The sequence below is a fragment of the Actinomyces oris genome (assembly GCF_006546825.1).
Lineage (GTDB): Bacteria > Actinomycetota > Actinomycetes > Actinomycetales > Actinomycetaceae > Actinomyces > Actinomyces oris.
Genome location: NZ_VICC01000003.1, coordinates 70,358 through 92,137, shown reverse-complemented (window position 1 = coordinate 92,137; position 21,780 = coordinate 70,358). Strand labels below are relative to the sequence as shown.

The 21,780-nt window shown below is 64.1% G+C and carries 19 protein-coding genes; 7 read left to right on the top strand and 12 right to left on the bottom strand.

Annotated features, from left to right (window positions below; all coding sequences use genetic code 11):
• Nucleotides 1–215: 215 nt before the first annotated feature.
• The 12 genes from FK267_RS04295 to FK267_RS04240 form a co-directional block, all read right to left on the bottom strand.
• Nucleotides 216–437, bottom strand: coding sequence for a hypothetical protein (locus FK267_RS04295; protein WP_232622423.1), 222 nt, complete (start codon nucleotides 435–437; stop codon nucleotides 216–218).
• Between the two features lie 117 nt (nucleotides 438–554).
• Nucleotides 555–1,187 (bottom strand): response regulator transcription factor, encoded by a 633-nt coding sequence (locus FK267_RS04290; RefSeq protein WP_075378868.1) that lies wholly within the window; start codon nucleotides 1,185–1,187, stop codon nucleotides 555–557.
• Nucleotides 1,184–2,050, bottom strand: coding sequence for a sensor histidine kinase (locus tag FK267_RS04285; protein ID WP_170198589.1), 867 nt, complete (start codon nucleotides 2,048–2,050; stop codon nucleotides 1,184–1,186). Before FK267_RS04285 ends, FK267_RS04290 begins: the two co-directional genes overlap by 4 nt.
• Before the next feature lie 367 nt (nucleotides 2,051–2,417).
• Nucleotides 2,418–3,308 carry a type II secretion system F family protein gene (locus tag FK267_RS04280; RefSeq protein WP_075378869.1) on the bottom strand — a complete coding sequence of 297 codons (891 nt, stop codon included), beginning with the start codon at nucleotides 3,306–3,308 and terminating at the stop codon, nucleotides 2,418–2,420.
• 1 nt (nucleotide 3,309) lies between these two features.
• Nucleotides 3,310–4,236: a type II secretion system F family protein gene (locus tag FK267_RS04275; RefSeq protein ID WP_075378870.1), complete on the bottom strand. Its 927-nt coding sequence runs from the start codon at nucleotides 4,234–4,236 to the stop codon at nucleotides 3,310–3,312.
• The gene (locus FK267_RS04270) at nucleotides 4,233–5,540 is read right to left on the bottom strand and encodes a TadA family conjugal transfer-associated ATPase (protein WP_075378871.1); all 1,308 of its coding nucleotides are present in this window, start codon (nucleotides 5,538–5,540) and stop codon (nucleotides 4,233–4,235) included. The genes FK267_RS04275 and FK267_RS04270 overlap by 4 nt, the downstream gene beginning before the upstream one ends.
• 1 nt (nucleotide 5,541) lies before the next feature.
• A complete protein-coding gene (locus tag FK267_RS04265) occupies nucleotides 5,542–5,958 on the bottom strand; it encodes a TadE/TadG family type IV pilus assembly protein (protein ID WP_141406399.1) in 417 nt (138 codons plus the stop codon).
• On the bottom strand, nucleotides 5,958–7,496 hold the full coding sequence (locus FK267_RS04260; protein ID WP_081379376.1) for a CpaE/TadZ family protein: 1,539 nt from the start codon (nucleotides 7,494–7,496) through the stop codon (nucleotides 5,958–5,960). Before FK267_RS04260 ends, FK267_RS04265 begins: the two co-directional genes overlap by 1 nt.
• Complete coding sequence (cpaB, locus tag FK267_RS04255; RefSeq protein ID WP_075378873.1) at nucleotides 7,496–8,215, bottom strand: Flp pilus assembly protein CpaB; 720 nt, start codon at nucleotides 8,213–8,215, stop codon at nucleotides 7,496–7,498. Before cpaB ends, FK267_RS04260 begins: the two co-directional genes overlap by 1 nt.
• Nucleotides 8,212–8,997: a hypothetical protein gene (locus FK267_RS04250; RefSeq protein ID WP_075378874.1), complete on the bottom strand. Its 786-nt coding sequence runs from the start codon at nucleotides 8,995–8,997 to the stop codon at nucleotides 8,212–8,214. Before FK267_RS04250 ends, cpaB begins: the two co-directional genes overlap by 4 nt.
• Before the next feature lie 198 nt (nucleotides 8,998–9,195).
• On the bottom strand, nucleotides 9,196–10,005 hold the full coding sequence (locus tag FK267_RS04245; RefSeq protein WP_141406398.1) for a prepilin peptidase: 810 nt from the start codon (nucleotides 10,003–10,005) through the stop codon (nucleotides 9,196–9,198).
• A gap of 11 nt (nucleotides 10,006–10,016) precedes the next feature.
• Complete coding sequence (locus tag FK267_RS04240) at nucleotides 10,017–10,463, bottom strand: DUF192 domain-containing protein (protein ID WP_081379377.1); 447 nt, start codon at nucleotides 10,461–10,463, stop codon at nucleotides 10,017–10,019.
• A 454-nt stretch (nucleotides 10,464–10,917) separates the two neighbouring features.
• Here FK267_RS04240 and rpsL point away from each other — a divergent pair, with 454 nt between their 5' ends.
• From rpsL to FK267_RS04205, 7 genes are all read left to right on the top strand, one after another.
• Entirely contained in the window at nucleotides 10,918–11,292 is a 375-nt protein-coding gene (rpsL, locus tag FK267_RS04235) for a 30S ribosomal protein S12 (protein WP_003786082.1), read from the top strand.
• Nucleotides 11,292–11,762 carry a 30S ribosomal protein S7 gene (rpsG, locus tag FK267_RS04230; protein WP_003786052.1) on the top strand — a complete coding sequence of 157 codons (471 nt, stop codon included), beginning with the start codon at nucleotides 11,292–11,294 and terminating at the stop codon, nucleotides 11,760–11,762. Before rpsL ends, rpsG begins: the two co-directional genes overlap by 1 nt.
• Nucleotides 11,763–11,807: 45 nt before the next feature.
• Nucleotides 11,808–13,949: an elongation factor G gene (gene fusA, locus FK267_RS04225; protein WP_075378876.1), complete on the top strand. Its 2,142-nt coding sequence runs from the start codon at nucleotides 11,808–11,810 to the stop codon at nucleotides 13,947–13,949.
• A 200-nt stretch (nucleotides 13,950–14,149) separates the two neighbouring features.
• Nucleotides 14,150–15,340 carry an elongation factor Tu gene (tuf, locus tag FK267_RS04220; RefSeq protein ID WP_070661478.1) on the top strand — a complete coding sequence of 397 codons (1,191 nt, stop codon included), beginning with the start codon at nucleotides 14,150–14,152 and terminating at the stop codon, nucleotides 15,338–15,340.
• A gap of 335 nt (nucleotides 15,341–15,675) precedes the next feature.
• Nucleotides 15,676–18,537 carry a CshA/CshB family fibrillar adhesin-related protein gene (locus tag FK267_RS04215; protein ID WP_141406397.1) on the top strand — a complete coding sequence of 954 codons (2,862 nt, stop codon included), beginning with the start codon at nucleotides 15,676–15,678 and terminating at the stop codon, nucleotides 18,535–18,537.
• Nucleotides 18,538–18,687: 150 nt separating this feature from the next.
• Nucleotides 18,688–20,295, top strand: coding sequence for a SpaH/EbpB family LPXTG-anchored major pilin (locus FK267_RS04210; RefSeq protein WP_075378878.1), 1,608 nt, complete (start codon nucleotides 18,688–18,690; stop codon nucleotides 20,293–20,295).
• Between the two features lie 238 nt (nucleotides 20,296–20,533).
• Nucleotides 20,534–21,772 carry a class C sortase gene (locus FK267_RS04205; protein WP_141406396.1) on the top strand — a complete coding sequence of 413 codons (1,239 nt, stop codon included), beginning with the start codon at nucleotides 20,534–20,536 and terminating at the stop codon, nucleotides 21,770–21,772.
• Nucleotides 21,773–21,780 lie beyond the last annotated feature (8 nt).

Sequence of the window (21,780 nt, the reverse complement as noted above, 5' to 3'; positions counted from 1 at the left end):
TCACAGCCCGCCAGCACCGGCAACCCGAGTCCCGCCAGAGCCGAGAGCGCCACAAAAGACCGACGAGACGCCCTCCGACCAGAAACACCGGGCAAACGAGACAACACACAAGACACAGCTACTCCTTAATACAAAGCAAGAACTTCCTCACCAGAGCAATGAAGCTCTGGTGAGGAAATTCATTCCCTCCGACCGAGGTATAGGTGAAGTCATCTTCAGTGGAGGTTACTGATGGCTTTCACGATCTTCCCGACAATGGCCTCACCGATCTCTCCAGCGGACCCTCCTACTGTGCCGATAACGATGCCAATGATCGCTGCGACAATAAGGCCGATGCCGGCGTACTCAACCATTGTCTGACCGTGCTCTCCATTGCGAAGGTTGGTCCAGGCCTGCTGGAGACGGACCTGCAGGCGAAGCAGTGCGTTGTTGTTCATGATGACCTCCATTGTTGGTTGGCGTCGTTGTTGTGCTGGCGCCTCATGTTTGTGACGATCTCTAAGGTAGGGGGCTACCTGCCCCACCGGGTAGGGGCGGGCGCCCTGTCCTGCGGCCTACTGGTGGGTGGGTGGCGGTGACAGCCAGATGGCGATCGCCTCGGCGCGGCTGTGGACCTGGATCTTGGGGTAGGCGCTGTTGAGGTAATTTTTGACGGTTCTCTCAGACAAAAATAGTTGCTGGGCGATCTGGGTGTTGGACATGCCGGTTGCGGCGAGATCCAGGATCTCGGCCTCCCTCTCCGAAACCTGTTCTCGCAAAGGATTGTTGGAGGAATCCGGAGTGTGCGGATTGAGTACCACGTCTGCCGCTTCCCTACCAAGAACGAGTCCGCCGTTACGGCAGGTCTCGATGGCGCCTGCCACCTCGTTGATGCCCAGTTGACCATGGACCAGATAGCCCCGGGCGCCGGCGTCGAGTGCCTCACGGATGCTACTGGGGTCTCGATTCGAGGAGAGCATGATGACTGACGCGTCGCTGACGAGCTCGGGAAGGATCTCAAGTCCGCTGCGTCCCGGGGGCATGGAGATGTCCAGTAGGATAATGTCGGGAGAGTGCGCATGATGTGCCTCGAGTGCGGAGAATGCGCTGTCTGCCTCGATGACCTCGTGCACGGCCTCGATTCGTTGGAGGACTGATTGAAGTCCGAGTCGAACGATGGCGTTGTCGTCAACGACCATCACCTTCATATGCTCTTCTCCTTGTGAGTGCCAAGCGAATCAATGGGGGCATGAAAAAAGATGCGTGTTCCGCCGCCGAATTCAGAGTGTGGTTCAATGGAAATGTGTCCGCCGAGAGATGTGGCCCGTTCTTTTAGGCCGGTAATTCCGTAGTGTCCTTCCCGGCTGAGGTTACCTGCTCTGTCGTCAAAGCCTATGCCGTCATCGTATACACTGAGATAAAATTGAGTACTATCATAAGAAAAATCGGTATTGACCGACGTGGCTTGAGCGTGTTTCTCAATGTTAGTAAGTATCTCGCCCACCATGCGCTGAAGTTGCCACATCGCCTCGGTTGAGCAAGGCAAGGGAGGCTGTGGTTCAGTTCTACTTGTAGTGATCGTGATGCCGGTGCGCGCGCCCCACCGGTTGACTTCCTCTTTGAGTGCGCCGATGGTGTCATCGTCGCCGCCGGAACGCAGGCCGTCAAGAACGAGTCGTGCTTCTCTGCTTGCCTCATCTGCGGATTCAAAAATCAAGCGACTGAGCTCGGCATCGGGGTGGTGCTCTGAGGTGAGAGAGCTGTTCAAGGTTTCGGCAAGCATGCGAATGCCGTGAACGCTTTTCGCAAGCGAGTCATGCAGGTCCCGAGCGATAGTGAGTCGCTCGGCAAGTGCTCGCTCCTCGGCCCTTGCGGAGGCTGCTTCGGCGGAGAGTCGACTGACTTCTGCGAATTGGTTGTTTAATCGGTTTCCAACAAGGACGCTAAAAATAATCCCTGCAACCATGGCTGCTGCAACAACAGTAGGAAGGGACGTATTGTGAAGCTTAAGGAGTGCGAGCGACATAGTGACGCCGACGCTCCACAGTGACGCCCAGAAGGCTTGGCTCATGAGGCCAATGAGGACGGAGGATGTGATGATGTAGGCAAGAGACAGGGAGAGGCCGCCAGAGAAGAGGTAAGGGAGTGTTGTGGCAACAACGCAGGTGATGAGCAGGTCGGAACATAAATAGATCCAGCTGCCGACTATAAGGTGCGTGTATTTCCGAGACGCTCGCAGAGTTATCCAGTTAATGACGAGTCCCAACAAAGGGACTGCCACAGCGCCCCTGCTCGTGTTGGATGAGATGATCCCAAGTTCGCAAGCCAGAACGAGTCCAAGCCGTATGTCACATAATAAGCCAACCGCAGTGAAGAGCGCGTGGTGGTGAATGGGGCTGGAAGGTAGGAGTGAGTCTTTGATGCTAATTGCTTGCATGTTATCCGCCAAACAGTTTTGTGATTGTCTCCCAGTTGGCGAATATCATCCCTCCGAGCATGAGAATCATGGCACCTGGAACCATGGTGGTGGTGGCGACGAGCGCCAGCTTCGGCTGTGCCTTGGCGGCAGCGCGGCGAACCTGCTGCGCTCGTTCTCGCCGGATCTCCTTGACGATGGAGGCAAGTGCGTCGCCGATCGGGGTTCCCAGCTCTTCGGACTGGAGAAGTGCCGTCACGAAATTATCGATGTTATCGGAGCGACAGCGCTCCTTGGTTGCGGTGAACGCATCGCGTCGTGAAACGCCGAGCCGCATTTCGTGAAGCGTCTTCTGCATCTCCTCTGCCACGGGGCCATCGAAGTGGCTGCATACGCGTTCGAGTGAGCTACGGAATGACATGCCCGAACGCACCGTAATAGCAAGAACGTCAAGGAAGTCAGGGATGTCGCGATCAATCGATGCCTGCCGCTTCTGAACTGCCTGAAACAACCAAAGATACATCCATCCTGAGAATACTATACCAAATAAAAGACCGTATATCGGATGTCCTAACAAGGTAAAAATAACTAACAGGAGAATGCTCAGTGAAATAAAGCCGGCTTCTCTTTGGATGAATAGGTCGAGTGTGAGCCCTTCTGGGTTGCCTGCGTTCTTCAGTCGTCGGTCGAGGGACTTCAAACGTACGGGGCCATAGAGTTTACGAAGGAGCTTCTGAGTTCTGATTCCGAGGGCGTCGATGAGCCGAACAAAGCCGCCATTGCCTGTCGATTCATGATCTCTTTCGTCGTGAATTTCGTACTGATTGGTTCCGTCGTCCCGGATGAGGTGGATCCCGTAGGCGCCAAGAAGCACGAATAGTGTCGTCGTGATACCGAATGCAATTGCTGTCACGCTAAACCTCCACCCGGGAGACGAGCCTCATGAGTAGGGCGCCGATTCCGAAGCATAAGAGAGCTGCAAGAAGAACGATGCGGCCAACGAATGATGAGGCCATGTCATCCAGAACGCCAGGCTTCATCATGTTCATGAGCACAACGGCAGTGAGACCGATGAGGGGGACCAAGTAGGCACTGAAGGTTGAGCCAATAATGGCGGTCCGAACCTCGCGGTGCAGCTGCTTGCGATCTTCGAGGGCGAGGGCGATGTCGTGCAGGGCGCTGGCGAGCGCACCGCCGGCTGTGGACTGGATGACGATAGTGCGCACAAGGACGTTGAGTTCGCGTGAGGGCATCCGCTCGGAGAGATCGGTGAGAGCGCTGTTCAATGACCATCCGAGTGCGAGCTGTGAGGTGGTTCGTTTGAGTTCCACGCCTGCTGGCTCGGACATCTCCTGGGCAGCTAGGATCAGGGCGCGCTCAACCGACATGCCTGCCGAGGTTCCGTTGGAAAGAATTCGGGATACCTCAGGGAGCTGGGCAATGAACCGTTCCACCCGTTGGTCCCTGCGTCGGCGCAGCCATCGGAAGAACAAAAATAGTGTGAGAACGGCGAAAATTCCGCCTGCGATCTGTCCGACGAGAAGGCGCGAGAGGAAGAATATCCCAACGGTTGCCCCTGTCAGAGCCAGTTCCGTGATTGCGACATCCCAGTTCAACCCGGCGCTGGAGAGCCGGCGGCGTAGCGGCTTACTGAAAGGGAGTCTGCGAAGGAGGGTGAGAAAAACGCTTCCAGCGCTTCCTCGCTGAGTGATGTCTGTGGCACCGACGCCCTGCGCGAGCTCGGCTGTGCGCCCCGCATTGGTGGACAAGGTGATGAGTGCGGCACTCCCAATGATGAGGGTGGCGGCTCCACTGATGTAGATGAGAAGGACATTGCTCATGATGCCATCTCCCCCACGAGGAGCCCTGCTGGGAGCTGCAGACCGTGCTGTTGAATTCTGTCCGCCATGGCCCGTGAAATGCCGTGGAACTCGAAGTGTCCTTGATCGCGCTGGGCGGCGTGAACGTAACGCATCATAAGTGAGGTCGCGTAATTCTCGCGGTGTCGGGAGGTCACTGCCTCAATGGTGCTGACCCTCCTCGTGCCGGTGGAGTCGCGTTCCAACTGGATAATGACGTCGATGGCGCCATTGATCTGATCTCTGACGGTCTCGACCGGGAGCGTGACATCGGACATGGAGGACAACGTCTCCAGGCGACTCAGCGCGTCAGTGGCGGAGTTGGCGTGCACTGTGGTCAGCGAGCCCTCGTGACCGGTGTTCATTGCCTGGAGCATGTCAAGCGTTTCGCCGCCACGGACCTCGCCAACAATGATGCGATCGGGGCGCATACGCAGTGAGTTTTTCACGAGATCGCGAATCGTTACCTGTCCTGTGCCCTCGGTGTTGGCCGGGCGTGCCTCCAGTCGGACCACGTGGGGCTGCTGAAGGGACAGCTCGGCCGCATCCTCGATGGTGATGATCCGCTCGCGATCGGAGATCATCCCGGACAGCGCGTTGAGGAAGGTGGTTTTGCCGGAACCGGTCCCGCCGGAGACAAGAATATTGAACCGAGCGGCCACCAGGGCGCCTAAGAGGTCGGCGGCCTGCTGCGGCAGGCTGTTGCGAGCGACGAGATCCGGAAGGCGGAAGGGCTGAGGAAACCGTCGGATAGTGATGGTGGGGCCGTCGAGCGCCAAGGGTGGGATGATGACGTTGACACGTTCTCCTCCGGGCAAGCGTGCGTCGACCATCGGACTGGACTCGTCCACCCTGCGGTTGACCGAGGAGACGATGCGGTCAATGAGCTGGTACAGCTCGGCCTCGGAGGTGAAGCGGGTGGGCACCCGCTCGATTCGTCCGGATCGCTCGATGAAGACGTCCTCCGGGCCGTTGACCATGATCTCGGTGACGGAATGATCTGCGATGAGGGGCTCGAGCACTCCCAACCCAACGGCATCGTCGATCACACGCTTGATGAGCCAGGCCCGCTCGCGTGGAGACATGACGGGGCCCTCGAGGGACAGAAGTCGCGAGAGTACCCGCTCCAGGCGGGCGCGCTGCTGGGCCAGCTCCAGTCCGGCAACCTCTTCAAGGTCGATCTCATTGAGCAGGCGGGTCCGGTAGAGCGCCACCAGGTCCTCTCTGCTGCCGGCGCTCTGGCGTTTTCCTCCCTGGGGCTGGGCAACTCGATCTCGTAGTGCCATCTCAGCCCTCGGGGAAGTAGGCCGTACGAGTCACGGTGAGGTGCTCAGTGGTGATGGCTGGGATACCGATCGGCACCCGTGCGGTGACCTGGACACAGTGCCCGGAACCGCAACCATCCGACACGGATTCCAGGCGTACCCAGTCGGGTAGTGCCTCATGCGCGGCCTGCTCGGGGGAGCGGCCCAGCATGGCTGCGCGTGCGCCGTCTCGGGTGGCGGCGCTGACGGAGGTCACTGTGGAGACGGCGAGAAAGCCTTGAACGAGGAACATGGTGACCAGGACCAGAATCGGCACGAAGCCGATGAGCTCGATATCAAGGACACCTCGCTCCTCATGACGCAGGCGCCTGATCAGCTGCTTCGGGGATGAGGTGAGGCGGGCAGGGCGGAGGGTTGTAGCCGTGGTCGTAGTACTCATTACTTCTCCCAGACGATTCCGGCGCTTGCAGAGGTATTCATATCGACGACGGAGAGGACCGGAAGCGTGACGGTGACCCTGTCAGCGCCGGAACGTGTCACCTTGGTACGTGCGGCGTAGCTGCTGGGCAGGCGGCTGGTGACTTCCTGCTGCACCTGGCCTGGGCTCTTCCCGATGGCGTAGGCGTGCGCAGCCTCATTGGCGGCATGGGTGGCATACATGTACGAGATTCCAAGGCTGAGTGCCTGGATGCACAGCAGAATCGCGGCGGTCGCCAATGCGAAGACCACCGGGAACTCCACCGTGATCTGGCCCCGTTGCGAGCGGCGGCGTTTGCGGCCTCGTCTCGCGGCCTTGGTTGAGCCGGCCGTCGCGCTCTGATCGGGAGCACTGCCGGGGCCGGGCGCCGTTCCGGCCGTGATGGCGCCGGCGATGGACTGCGCGGCTTTAGCCATAGCCGGCACTCGCGATGTCAGCAGAGTGTTGGAGTTGACGGCCATCTCGATCTGCGCCGTCAGATCGGGAATGCTGGCGGCCAGTGCCACTCCTGTCATCTTCGCTGCGGTGGCCGGCTGGATCTCACGTTGCCGGCTGGTCAGGTTGACGACCAGGCCGAAGGGGCGTCCACGGGCGATATCGAGGCGGTCGAGCGCGTCGCTCAGCCTGCGTACCGAGCGCAGGGCCGGAGCGTCGGGGGTCGTGACGATGAGAGCCCGGTCGGCGGAGTCGAGCCCCATGGCCAGGATGTCGTCAAGCCGGTTGCCGCAGTCCAGGACCACGTGGTCGAACTGGTAGCGCAGCATGGTGAGGATCTGACGCGTGGCCGACTCCGTCAGCATCTCGCCGGTCTCGCCCTGTTCCGGGGCGGGCAGGAGGGCGATCCCGCCGGGGAGGGGGTACATGACCTCGGAGATCTCCCGGGCGCTGACCTCCGCAGCGATGTCGGCCAGGTCGGTGATGGAACGTCGCACCGAGATCCCGGTCATGGCGGCGAGATCACCACCGCGGACATCGAGATCCACCAGGCAGGTGCGAGCGCCCTGAGCCAGCTGAGCGGCAGCCATGAGCGCGACGGTTGAGGTCCCCACGCCGCCCTTGGCGCCGACGACGGCAGTGATCGTGCCCTGGCGACGTGCAGTGATCTCCTCCCGGCTCGAGGCCTCGCTGCGAACTGCCCGCGACCATGCCAGAACCGGCAGCAGACGGTTGGAGATCTCCTCGAGGGACAAGGGCAGCGCCAGCACGGTCCGTGCTCCGGCGTCCATCGCTGCCACAACGCTCTCGGAAGTACGAGTCCGGCTCAGCAGAACGACGGGAATGAGTGGATAGGTGCGGGAGAGCTCTTGAACAGTGGGCAGAGCGATGTGCCCCTCCAGCGCCTCATCGACCAGAATGCACGATGTGACCTCCGGCTCCAGAAGCTCTCTGAGCTTCTCAGGCGAGGCGACAGTACGAACCTCGCCAAGCCCCTCGGCCTCGGACATCGCTGCCAGTACCTGCTGACGGGTCTCCTCGTGATCGGTCACTAGGTACTGCATCAGTTCGCTCCTTGAGCAGGGGTTCCGGGATTGGCGGAGTACTCCGGGGTCTGGGCGGTGCCCTGGTCACCGTCGCGGCGCAGCAGGAGACGGACCTTCTTCGAGAAGCTCTCGGCGTAGGCGAGCTTGAGGGACTGCTCAGGCGTCAGCGAGAAGGTCACCGGGACACTGTCCTTCTCCTCGGAGAAGTTCCCGTTCTCGTCCTTGTCCTGAACCTTCGTGGCCACACCGACCTCGGTGATGAGTGCGTTCTGAATGATGATCTCCGACTTCTGCGCCTTGGTGTTGGGGTCCTCCACCGTGGAGACGATGTCGACGCGGGAGCCCGGAGTGACCTTGCCGGCGACGCCGGTCTCGGCGTCGATCATGATCGACACCTCGCGGTATCCCTCCGTCAGCTGCGGAGGATCCTGAAGCATGCTGGTCTGCAGCACCGCGCCCTTGTTCAAGGTGGCTGCTGCCACCTTGCCCTTGAGGTCATTGACGTCATGGATGGCGTCTTCGGGAACCCATCGTTTGGGGACCTGCTCGGTGACCACGTCAGCGGCAGTGATCTCCTTGAGCTCGGTCACCTGCTGCGACAGCTTGAGAACGGTCGTCATCGGGCCGACCTGAGAGGAGATCGACTGGACGTAGCTGAACATGGCTACGAAGGTGACCACTGCTCCGAGGACCGTGACGAGGATGAGCAGGACGCCTCGCCGTTGACGCGGATTCATCTGGACTCCTTGACTGGGTGGGGGGCGGAAGTGCGGGGCGGCTGCACAGGCACGTTGGGCCAGGTGCCGCACAGGAGGCAGCCCTGTGGGACGGCCATCTGACCGCAATAGGGGCAGTAGGTCTGGGCGAGGGGTGCCAGCGCCTGAGAGACGAGCGGGCCGGGGTCGGTGATGAGCATGGTCATCTCCGCCCATGACTTGGCCGGCCAGGTGTGGGACATAGGGAGTAGGGGTTCCCGGTGAAGCCCCAGGGAGGCCAGGGCGCCCGTGACGCGGTTCTGCTCGTCGTCGGCTGCCCAGATCGCCAGACTTCCCTGAGGCGGTTTGTCCCAGACCACATTCTTGACCTTGGTGACACGGCCTTGTGTCTCACCCAGGTCCAAGGTGAAACGAGAGCCGGGAACCATTGACTGCAGGTGCTGCCCGATCGTCGGTGAAGGGTTGGTGAGCTTGCTGACTGAGCTGAGGGCCACTCTGGTGCACAGTGCCGGCCGCAGCGCGTTGACCACGATCTGTGCCTGACCGTAGACCCGAGAGTGAAGCTGTAGAAGGCAGTAGCCCAGGGCGCGGAAGCGGGTCTCCGGCTCATTCACTGCCAGGATGCCGAGGTCCTTGCGCTTGAGGATCCCCCGAACGGTGCGAGCTGCGTGCTCATCCTCCCCGGTGCGGCACAGCAGCAGGGCGGGGCCATGGCCCAGCTGCTGCAGGAGTGCGGCGGCTTGGCCCATATCCCAGTCCTTGGTCGCGTCCGGGTGGGACCGGGAGCCGGTGAGCACAAGCATGAGAGGCCTTCCGTTGTCTTGACTCTGCGAGGGGCGGAGTCGACGGGATGGGACGGTCGGGCAAAGGGTGGCGGTGTTCTAAATTGTGGTTTTGCCACACCAAAAGGTTACAAAGCGGTAACGCGTTATGACCGTACCACGAGGAGGCGCGGGCGGCTTTGTGGAGTTCTCACCATGGGTGTGATGCCTCTCCCTGTGTCAAACGATCGCCAGCGGCCAGGTGAGCAGGGCTCCTGCGATGAGGTACGGGCCGTAAGCCATGGGGTCCTTGCGAGAGGCCCGGCGGGTGATGAGCAGGAACAATGCTGCGATTCCGCCCAGGAAAACTCCGATGCACAGTCCGAAGACGAGCATCCAGGGGTCGAGCCACCCCAGCCATAGACCGATCACCGCACCGAGCTTGACGTCTCCCAGTCCCAGGCCGGTGCGGAGATACGCCAGGGCCAGGCTGACGCTTCCCACTGCCAGTGCGCACAGTGCTGCGGTGAGGGCGGTACGCGCCCTGTCGGGATCCAGGACGACGGCGACCACTCCGCATGCGGTCAGCCAGGCGGTCGTGGCGCCCAGCAGGCGGTTGGGGAGCAGGTGCGCCACGGCGTCGACGCTTCCGGCGCATCCGAGCAGCGCGTACACAGGGATGGCGGTGAGCGTCGCGGCGGTGGTGCCTATCCGGCTGCCCCACCAGGCGCACAAGAGGCATAGAGCCAGAGCCAGTAGTCCTTGTGGCGCCGTGCCGAGGAGGCCGGGATGCTTGAGTGTTGGATACTCAAGCGAGGCGGGAGGCTCTGAGGCTTCTGAGAGTGGCTCGGTGGTGCTCCCTGTGCTGGCTGTGGCGCCATCCGCGGCGTCTTCTGAGGTGACCGCTGCGGAGCGCGCGCCGGCGTCAGACTTGTCCTCGTCGTTGAGGGGCTCGTGCACGTAGCGCCTCGTCCATGCCGAGACGGGGCCGGCGATAACCGCGACGGAGACGAGCGCCACGGAGCCGAGCAGCCAAGGTTGGGGAGACATATGGGGACCTTTCAGTGAGCTGAGCCGAGCACGTTGTTCTGGACGCCCGCTGAAGCGGGATCGGACCGTGGGGGCGGCTCGGTAGGAGCTGCCGCCAGGATGCTGCCCCTGCGGATTCCCAGGCGAGAGGCGTCTCCCTGCCGCATCTCGACGACGGCCGTCGCGAGCGGCCGGGGCATTCCCATCCGGTTGGGCGGCATCGTCGTCACTGCGACGACCTTCCCTCGGCGCCCCACATAGACGACGTCGATCGTGTGGCGCATGCGGAAGCAGTGCACCCAGTTGCAACGAGTGATCCACAGGGCCCCGTCGATCGAGTCGGTGCCCAGTAGGCCGATGTTGCGCTCGCGCCGGGTGCGTGCGGTCCACAGCGCCAGTCCGGTGTCCTGCCCATCCACGGTGAGGCGGGGGAGGGCGCCTACCGGAACGGTTGACCAGGTGGGGGTCGTCGTGCTCATGCTTAGTGATGGTAAGAGGGGCGACTTGAGTAACGTCAGGGGCGTTCGCCCCATCGTCGTGGGGTGAGGTCAGCGGTACGGTTCGAATTCGGCGTGTCCAGCACCACGCCCTCACCTCTCCCTCTGCCCTGGCGCCCTGATGCGGCGAACGGGTAGACTGGCCGACGGTGCCCGCAGACGGGTCACCGCATCTCCATTCCGTTCCCAGCGACGTCGGCTTCGTCCAGGCCTCAGGTCTGCTCGGCTCAAGTGCGACATCGTGACGCGGGTCTGCCGCGGCGGGAACCGACGGGCCCCTGACTGCGGGGCTCCGGACGTCGTCATCGGGTTCGCCCCGATCCCGGCGGGCCGGCCCTCTCCGCGGTGACGTGCGCCGTCGAGCCACCAATGGGGGAGCGGCCCGGCACGCAGGCAGCAGCCAGATACAGACTCACGTCCCCATGGAGAATCAGTAGTGCCTACCATTCAGCAGCTGGTCCGCAAGGGCCGCTCGACGAAGCGCTCCGCGTCCAAGACGCCGGCGCTCAAGGCCAGTCCGCAGCGCCGTGGCGTGTGCACCCGTGTGTACACCACGACCCCTAAGAAGCCGAACTCCGCCCTTCGTAAGGTCGCCCGTGTGCGCCTGTCCACCGGTATCGAGGTCACGGCCTACATCCCCGGTGAGGGCCACAACCTCCAGGAGCACTCCATCGTGCTCGTGCGCGGTGGTCGTGTGAAGGACCTTCCCGGTGTCCGCTACCACATCGTGCGCGGTGCCCTCGACACCCAGGGTGTCAAGGGCCGCCAGCAGGCACGTTCCAAGTACGGCGCCAAGAAGGAGAAGAAGTAATGCCTCGTAAGGGTCCCGCACCCAAGCGCCCGCTCGTCGTCGACCCCGTCTACGGCTCGCCGGTCGTCACCCAGCTCGTCAACCGCGTCCTGCTGGACGGCAAGAAGTCCACCGCCGAGCGGATCGTCTACGGCGCCCTGGAGGGCGTGCGCTCCAAGACGGACCAGGACCCGGTCTCGGTCCTCAAGCGCGCTCTGGACAACATCCGCCCCGCCCTGGAGGTCCGCTCCCGTCGCGTCGGTGGTGCCACCTACCAGGTGCCCGTCGAGGTTCGCCCCGGCCGCGCCACCACCCTGGCGCTGCGCTGGCTCGTGGACTTCTCCCGCCAGCGTCGCGAGAACACCATGACTGAGCGTCTCATGAACGAGATTCTCGACGCCTCCAACGGCCTGGGCGCCGCGGTCAAGCGCCGCGAGGACATGCACCGCATGGCCGAGTCCAACAAGGCCTTCGCCCACTACCGCTGGTAGTGCCGGAATCAGCTCCGAACCCCACACGAACGAAGGACACCACCAGTGGCACTTGACGTGCTGACAGACCTCACCAAGGTCCGCAACATCGGCATCATGGCCCACATCGATGCCGGTAAGACCACCGTGACAGAGCGCATCCTGTTCTACACGGGCATCAACTACAAGATCGGCGAGACGCACGACGGCGCCTCGACGATGGACTGGATGGAGCAGGAGCAGGAGCGCGGTATCACCATCACCTCCGCGGCCACCACCTGCTTCTGGAAGAACAACCAGATCAACATCATCGACACCCCCGGACACGTGGACTTCACGGTCGAGGTCGAGCGCTCCCTGCGCGTGCTCGACGGCGCCGTGGCGGTCTTCGACGGCAAGGAGGGTGTGGAGCCGCAGTCGGAGACGGTGTGGCGCCAGGCGGACAAGTACAACGTCCCGCGCATCTGCTACATCAATAAGATGGACAAGCTGGGCGCGGACTTCGACTTCTCCGTCCAGACCATTCGTGACCGCCTCCACGCCACCCCGATCGTCCTCAACTTCCCGATCGGCGCCGAGAACGACTTCTCCGGCCTCGTCGACGTCCTGGAGATGCGGGCCATCCGCTTCCCCGAGAAGGACGCCGACGGCAAGGAGACCCGCGGCTCCGTCGTCGAGTACGAGGAGATCCCCTCCGAGCTGGTCGCCAAGGCCGAGGATCTGCGCGCCCAGCTGGTCGAGACGGTCGCCGAGGCCGACGACGCCCTCATGGAGAAGTACCTCGAGGGCGAGGAGCTCAGCATCGCCGAGCTCAAGTCCGGCATCCGCAAGCTCACCGTGGCCGGTGAGGCCTTCCCGGTCCTGGCCGGGTCCGCCTTCAAGAACAAGGGCATCCAGCCCGTGCTCGACGCCGTCCTGGACTACCTGCCCTCCCCGCTCGACGTTCCCGACGTCGAGGGCCACGCCGTCGGTAACGAGGAGGAGGTGCTCACCCGTCCGGCCGACGAGAAGGCTCCCTTCTCCGCCCTGGCCTTCAAGGTGGCCACCCACCCCTTCTACGGCAAGCTCGTCTACGTGCGCGTCTACTCCGGCAAGGTCTCCCAGGGCGAGATGGTCCTCAACGCCACCAAGGGCAAGAAGGAGCGCATCGGCAAGCTCTTCCAGATGCACTCCAACAAGGAGAACCCGGTGGAGGAGGCCCACGCCGGCCACATCTACGCCTTCATCGGCCTCAAGGACGTCACCACCGGTGACACCTTGTGCGCCCAGGGCTCCCCGATCGTCCTGGAGTCCATGACCTTCCCGGCCCCGGTCATCCACGTGGCCATCGAGCCCAAGACCAAGGGCGACCAGGAGAAGCTGGGTGTGGCCATCCAGAAGCTCTCCGAGGAGGACCCCACCTTCACCGTCTCCCTCGACGAGGAGACTGGCCAGACCGTCATCGGCGGTATGGGCGAGCTCCACCTGGACGTGTTCGTGGACCGTATGCGCCGCGAGTTCAAGGTCGAGGCCAACGTGGGTGCTCCGCAGGTCGCCTACCGCGAGACCATCCGCAAGAAGGTGGACAAGGTCGAGTACACCCACAAGAAGCAGACGGGTGGCTCCGGCCAGTTCGCCAAGGTGCAGATGAGCTTCGAGCCCCTCGTGGCCGACGAGGCCGCCGAGACCGCCGACGGCGAGAAGGCGCACTACGAGTTCGCCAACGCCGTCACCGGTGGCCGCGTGCCCCGCGAGTACATCCCCAGCGTGGACGCCGGGGTCCAGGACGCCATGCTCACCGGTGTCCTGGCCGGCTACCCGATGGTGGACATCAAGGCCACCCTCATCGACGGCGCCTACCACGAGGTCGACTCCTCCGAGATGGCCTTCAAGATCGCCGGTTCCATGGCGTTCAAGGAGGGTGCCAAGAAGGCCTCGCCGGTCCTCCTCGAGCCCGTCATGGCCGTCGAGGTCCGCACTCCCGAGGAGTACATGGGCGACGTCATCGGTGACCTCAACTCCCGTCGCGGCATGATCGCCTCGATGGAGGACGCTGTCGGCGTCAAGGTCATCCGCGCCAACGTGCCCCTGTCGGAGATGTTCGGCTACGTCGGTGACCTGCGCTCCAAGACGCAGGGACGTGCCGTGTACTCCATGACCTTTGACTCGTACGCCGAGGTTCCCAAGAACGTCGCCGACGAGATCATCGCCAAGGTCAAGGGCGCCTGACGCCCTGCCTCCGGGGTCCGTGCCGGCTGCACGCAACCGTGGCGGACCCCGGCCCGGCGGCGCCCCTCGGGTGCCGACCGGGACCCAGTTCAGTAAGATTTCCAACATCCACCAGTAGAGACTCTCGACGCCCGGGCGGCTAGCATGTGTGCTAGTCGAATCCCGACGAAGAGAACTACCCGAGTCCCAGGAGGACACCAGTGGCCAAGGCCAAGTTCGAGCGGACCAAGCCGCACGTCAACATCGGAACGATCGGTCACGTCGACCACGGTAAGACGACGCTGACCGCTGCGATCTCCAAGGTTCTGCACGACGAGTACCCCGAGCTGAACCCCTTCACCCCCTTCGACGAGATCGACAAGGCTCCTGAGGAGCGTCAGCGCGGTATCACCATCAACATCGCGCACGTCGAGTACGAGACCGCCAAGCGTCACTACGCGCACGTCGACGCCCCCGGGCACGCCGACTACATCAAGAACATGATTACCGGTGCCGCCCAGATGGATGGCGCGATCCTCGTGGTCGCCGCCACCGACGGCCCGATGGCCCAGACCCGCGAGCACGTCCTGCTCGCCCGCCAGGTGGGCGTCCCCGCCCTCCTCGTGGCCCTCAACAAGTCCGACATGGTGGACGACGAGGAGCTCCTCGACCTGGTTGAGATGGAGGTCCGTGAGCTGCTGTCCTCCCAGGACTACGACGGCGACGAGGCTCCCGTCATCCGCGTCTCCGCTCTCAAGGCCCTCGAGGGCGACGCCGAGTGGGCCGGCAAGATCAAGGAGCTCATGGACGCGGTGGACGAGTACATCCCCACCCCTGAGCGCGACATGGACAAGCCCTTCCTCATGCCCATCGAGGACGTCTTCACCATCACCGGTCGCGGCACCGTCGTCACCGGTCGTGTGGAGCGCGGCAAGCTCCCGATCAACTCCGAGGTCGAGATCCTCGGTATCCGCGAGGCCCAGAAGACCACGGTCACCGGTATCGAGATGTTCCACAAGCAGATGGACGAGGCCTGGGCCGGCGAGAACTGCGGTCTGCTCCTGCGCGGTACCCGTCGCGAGGACGTCGAGCGCGGCCAGGTCGTCTGCAAGCCCGGCTCCATCACCCCGCACACCGAGTTCGAGGGCCACGTCTACATCCTCACCAAGGACGAGGGCGGCCGCCACAACCCCTTCTACTCGAACTACCGTCCGCAGTTCTACTTCCGTACCACGGACGTCACCGGTGTCATCACCCTCCCCGAGGGCACCGAGATGGTCATGCCCGGCGACACCACCGAGATGACCGTCGAGCTCATCCAGCCCATCGCCATGGAGGAGGGCCTCGGTTTCGCCATCCGTGAGGGTGGCCGTACCGTCGGCTCCGGCCGCGTCACCAAGGTCATCAAGTGACCCTCTGACGCCCCGCGCCTCCGCGTAGCACCAGACCTCCCCGGTCAGAGCAGCCGCTCTGACCGGGGAGGTCTTTTTGTGTTCCACCATGGGCAATGGCGCGGCCTACCGCGAATATGAATAGAAATGTGAATGACACTATTTTCTAGTTTTTGTGATGCCAGCGTAATGAATGGTGTCGCAATGCTATAACGGACGATTTCAGATCCATCACCGATCCCGTATTACCCGATTTCGTCAACTAGGTTATCCACTGTCACCAGGCACCTGGATGTCGACGCCCATTTGCGGGCGAGCCCAGTGCCGTTGAGTTCTCATGAAGTGGAGTGTTTCCTTTGCTGCGTCGTCGTGCCATCCTGCCTCGCCTGCGTAAGCTCGTCGCCGGCGCTGCGGCACTCACCTGCGTCGCAGCGGCGCTCGTGGGCACTGAGCAGCCTTCTGCCGGGGCGGCCCCGAGGGGGCTTCCAGCCGATGCGCTTCCGGCGGTCTTCGCCCAGGGCGGTACCAGCTGGTACCGGGACACTATCCAGTGGCTCCAGTGGGCGGACTATGACAGCAACTTCGCCGGCCAAACCAAGCCGAATGTCCCCGTGCTCGACTACGGGCAGCGCAAGACCTTCACCAACTACCGCGACATGGGGGAGGCCGGCTATCTAGTCACCACCTGCAACCTGTCCAATCTCAAGCACCTTGGCCATCAGAAGGGGTTTCCTGACGATCTTGCTCGTGGCCCGCTGGTCGCCACCATTCCCGGTACCTGGGCCGGCGACATCCTCGACAACCTCTACAACATCGGGGGCGCCGGGGGGTGGAGCGACGGCAGCTCGGAGTGGCACAGTGGTCTGACGTACCCGAAGGACTACGTCAACCACAACCAGATGGTCATTGGGCTGGCCAACGGCTACGCCTACAACGGGGACAAGACCTGGGACGGCAAGGACAAGAACGACCGCCGGGCGGACCGCACCCCCACGGGCGGATACTCGCGCATCAGCTTCGACGTCTCCTGCTCGGCGAACCTCCAGGCCCCCGACGGCAGCTCCACGCCGGTGGGCCTCAACGGCCTGGTCTTCGCCGACGCCGAGGCCTCCAACCCCGGGAGCACCAATGAGCCCTTCGACGGCGAGTGGATCCAGGCCCAGGTCCCCAACAACCAGCGAGTCACCTGGCGCCTCCTCGACGGCGGGCGCTCCAACAACTGCACCGACACGAGAGGAGGCACCGGGCGGCCGGTCACTACCCGCGCGACCCTGTCCAACGGGAACCGCACCCTGCGGTTGGACAACACGGCGCAGGAGTGCGTCTACCAGAACGGCGGAGGCTACTCCAAGCCCAACGGCATCGGCGGGCCCGCAGTGTCCATGTTCATGGAAGGGGCGACTAGCGCCACCATCACCATGCAAGGATCCGGCTACTCCGCCGTCGCCCTGGGGCTGGTCCTGGCCACCGACTTCGGGGATGCCCCCGCTTCCTACGGCAGCGCCTCTGCTCTCCTGCAGCCCAAGTGGGACGGCGGTGAGGTCACGACCCGCAACGGCTACGACCTCTTCGGCGGCCGTCTCATCAACACCACCCACATGTACGCCTCCGGACCCTACCTGGGCTCCTCGATCGACGCCGAGTCCCAGCAGCATTTCAGCGACGGGGCCGACGGCGATGACAACGACGGCTGGTACGGCAACGACGAGGACGGTGTCACCATCCCCGCCGCAGGCATCGAAACCGCTCCGGGCCAGAACGTCACCCTCAACGCCCGTTGCAACGGAGGGGGAGCAGTCGCCGGCTGGATCGACTGGAACCACAACGGTGTGTTCGATCCCGCTGAGAAGAGCGCCCAGGTGACGTGTGACGGCAGGTCGAATGCCACGTTGAGATGGACCGTGCCCGAGGACGTCGTACGCAGCATCGACGGGGAGGCCGGATCCCAGCCCCACACCTACCTACGGGTGAGGACAGCTGAGGCAGGAGTGAACCTCAAGCCCACCGGGAGCACGATGGGCGGCGAGGTGGAGGACTACCGGATCGCGGTGCGCGTCCCCACCATCCAGCTCGTCAAGAACGTCCAGGCCCCCTACACCGGGCAGGTCAAGGCCCTCGGGGCCGACCAGTGGACCCTCAAGGCCCAGCAGGGCAACGGCGGTGCCGCATCCCTGCAGGTGACCGGCACCGTCGACACCGGGATCAAGGTCACGCGTCCAGGACAGTACGGGCTCAGCGAGTCCTCCACGAATCTCCAGGCGTCAGGGTACGAGGCGAGCGCATGGCGCTGTTCTCAAACCCCCGGCACGGTCGGTAACTGGGGCGGCTCGAGCCTGTCCGGATCCACTATCCGGGTGAGGGGAACCGATCGCATCACCTGCTCGGTCACCAACACGACCAAGCCCGGGGCGCTGTCCTGGACCAAGGTCGATCAGGACGGCAAGACGCCCTTGGGCGGCACCACGTGGGCGCTCACCGGTCCCGGCGTCCCCGCCGGCACCGTCGTCGAGGACTGCCAGGCGGCCGGCTGCCGCACCGGCGCCTACAAGGACACCAACCCGGCTCCCGGCGTCTTCGACGTCACCGGGCTGCCGTGGGGGAGCTACTCCGTCACCGAGAAGACCGCTCCCAGCGGCTACCAGCGTCTGGAGAAGACTCTGGCCTTCGACGACGTCTCCGGCGCCAACCTCAAAGCCGGCTTGAAGGACACCACGGGCGTCGCCAAGGGCGCCGTGACCAATCAGCGTCTGACCGGATCGGTGTCCTGGAAGAAGCAGGACACGAGCGGGCACGCCCTTGGCGGCTCGGAGTGGACGCTCAGCGGCCCCGGAGTCCCGGCCGGGACCACCGTCACCGACTGTGTCATCACCGGTGGCAGAGGACGGTGCCCGGGCGGCCCCTACGCCGACACGGACCCCGCCGCCGGTTCCTTCACCGTGACCGGTCTGCCCTGGGACACGCGTTCCTACTCCCTGGTGGAGAAGCGGGCTCCCGCGGGCTACCGGCTGGACACGACGAGCCGCAGCTTCGCCATCAAACCCAATGCCCTCCAGTACTCCTTCTCGAAGGCCTTCACCAACGAGAAGGCGGCCACCCCCCGCCTGCCTTTGACGGGTGGACGCGGTGCGCACATCTTCCTGATCGCGGGCGCGGTCGTCTCCGCTGTCGCGATCTCCACCGGATTCCTAAGGAGGCGCCGTCACCGCAACCTGGACTGATTCGTCCGCCGGCCCGTGCATGAAAGGTCGGAGGCGCCGGTGACGCCGTCGGGCAAGACGGAGTCGTCCACCGGAGAAAGACTCCCTATCCATCTCCATACCACGCGTTCGCATCTCCCCGCGGCGCACAGTGAAAGGAAATCCCAACCCATGAAGCACAACGCCAGCACGCTGGGGCGTCGGGCTGCTGCCGCAGCCGGTGTCCTCACCCTGGCCTTCCTCGGCCTGGCCCCTTCGGCCGTGGCCACGGAAACGCCTAACTACGGCAACATCAAGACGGATGCGACGGGCTCCCTCGCCATCCACAAGCACCTCAACGGTGGTGGCAAGGACATCGGTAACCCCACCGGTACCCCGCAGAACGCGGACAGCAAGGGGGCTCCCGTCCAGGGCGTCGTCTTCACCGCCTACCCGATCACCGACATCAACCTGAAGGACCCCGCCGGGTGGGACACGATCAGTGACCTGTCCAAGGCCGGCGTGCCGGACAGCGCCTGCACCAACCCCGCCGCCCCCACGCTGGGAGCGCACAAGTTCGGCACCCCCAAGGTCTCCCCGGCCACCAACGACGAGGGACTCGCCACGATTACGGACATGCCGGTTCAGGCCTACCTCGTGTGCGAGACCACGACCCCCGGCAACATCGTCCAGAAGGCCAAGCCCTTCGTGGTGACGGTTCCTCACCCGAACACCGCTGCGGGCGCCGACGGCCAGTGGATCTACGATGTCCACGTCTACCCCAAGAACGAGGCCATCAGCGTTGAGAAGAGCATCCAGGAGCAGAAGCTCAACGGCTACGGTGTCGGCTCCCTCATCAAGTTCCCGGTGAGCTCGACGGCGCCGACTCTCGACGCCAAGTCCTTCTACAAGTACTTCCAGCTCAGGGACACCCTGGACGACCGCCTCACGGCGGTGACCGCCACTGAGGTCTCCCTCGAGGGCACGACCCTGGATCCCACCGACTACAAGGTGGACACCAAGGGGCAGACCGTCACCGTCACCTTCACCGCCGAGGGTCTGAAGAAGATCAAGGCCGCCCCCGGCAAGAAGGTGTCCGCCGTCTTCCAGGGCAAGGTGACCGAGGCCCGCAACGGCGCCATCACGAACCGGGCTCAGGTGATCAGCGACACCGTCTACGCCGAGCAGCCCCCGACGCCCGAGGAGCCCCCGGCGAACCCTGAGAACCCGCCGACCTCTAACGAGGTGACTTCCCGCTGGGGCGACCTGCTCATCAAGAAGGTGGACAACCACCAGCAGGGCCAGGACAAAGCCGGCCTCCAGGGCGCTCAGTTCCAGCTGTACAAGGCCAAGAACGCCTACGCCGGTACCTGCACCAAGGACAAGGAAGGCGACCCCATCGCCATCAACGGCGAGACCACGCTGACCACGGACGCCCAGGGCGCCATCAACGTCAAGGGCCTGTTCATCTCCGACTCCATCGACGGTGCGAACCGTGACAACCAGAAGGATGCCACCGCGCGCTGCTACGTCCTGGTCGAGACCAAGGCTCCGGCCGGCTACGTCCTGCCCGCCGGTGACGGCGCCGTGACCCCCGTCAAGATTGAGGTCGGTGCGGTGACCACGGACAACGTCACCATCGAGAACACCAAGCAGTCGGTTCCGGGCCTGCCCCTGACCGGTGCCAACGGCATGCTCATCCTGACCGCCTCCGGTGCGTCCCTGCTGATGATCGCCGTCGGCTCCGTCCTCGTGGCCCGCTACCGCGAGCGCAAGCAGAACGCGAACCTCGCGCTCTGACGACACTGGCTGCCGGCCGGTGCCCGCGAGCCCCGGCCGACAGCCACGACCGCACGAGCCCCGCCTCACCCGCGTCGTGATTGGGTTCCGAACCCGTCTCAATCGTGAGGTGGTGGCCTGAGCGGAACCGGTGCAGGCACTCGACGGACCCCGATCCGTCGAGCGCCTGCACCGCCATGTGCGAACCCGCACCATCCCCACCCCGAAACACCCGACCCTGGAAGCGCACGAGGCCCCCATGATCTCTCGCAAAGCACGCACACCCCGCACCGCCCGGACTCCGCGCACCCGCGCCTCGAGCCTCCAGAAGCATCGCCGTCCGCGTACCTGGCGCCTGTCGGTCTCCGCCCTGGTCACCTCCATCATGGCGGTGGTGGGCATGGGGCTGCTGACCTATCCGACGGCGGCCTCCTGGGTCGCCCAGTACAACCAGTCGAAGGTGACTGCCGACTACTCCGCCCAGGTCGATGGGGCCCGTCCCGACGCCAAGACCCAGGTCGAGCAGGCGCACGCGTACAACAATGCGCTCTCGGCCGGGGCCGTCCTGGAGGCCAACAACCACGTCCCCACGGGCGCCGGCTCCAGCAAGGACAGCTCCCTGAACTACGCCAACATCCTCAAGGCCAATAACGAGGGCCTCATGGCCCGTCTCAAGATCCCCTCCATCTCCCTGGACCTGCCCGTCTACCACGGCACGGCAGATGACACCCTGCTCAAGGGCCTGGGGCACCTGGAGGGCACCTCATTGCCGGTCGGGGGAGAGGGGACCCGCTCGGTCATCACCGGGCACCGGGGCCTGGCCGAGGCCACCATGTTCACCAACTTGGACAAGGTCAAGACCGGTGACAGCCTCATCGTCGAGGTCTTCGGAGAGGTCCTCACCTACCGGGTCACCAGCACCAAGGTCGTCGAGCCCGAGGAGACCGAGGCTCTGCGCGTCGAGGAGGGCAAGGACCTGCTCACCCTGGTGACCTGCACGCCCCTGGGCATCAACACCCACCGCATCCTGCTGACCGGCGAGCGCATCTACCCGACCCCGGCCAAGGACCTCGCGGCGGCGGGCAAGCGCCCCGACGTTCCCCACTTCCCCTGGTGGGCCGTGGGTCTGGCCGCGGGGCTCATTGTCATCGGGCTGTACCTGTGGCGCTCGGGCTACGCGGCGGCGCGGGCCAAGGAGCGGGCCCTGGCCAGGGCCCGTGCTGCGCAGGAGGAGCCGCGCCCTCAGACCTGGGCGGAGCAGATGCGGATCTGGATGGATGACGACGCCGGCGTCGAGCCCCAACGGTGGTTCACCGACCTTCCGGTCCCTCCCCAGCCCTCCGAGATGGAGAACCTGGCGCTCCTGGAGGAGATCGCGTCGCTGTCGGCGCCGTCGGGACAATGGGATAACCAGGAGCTCATCGACACCGCGGAGATCCCGGTACTGGACGCGACACGCCCGAGCGCGGGGGCCAGTGGGCGGACTCACAGCCTCTAGGCCCGATC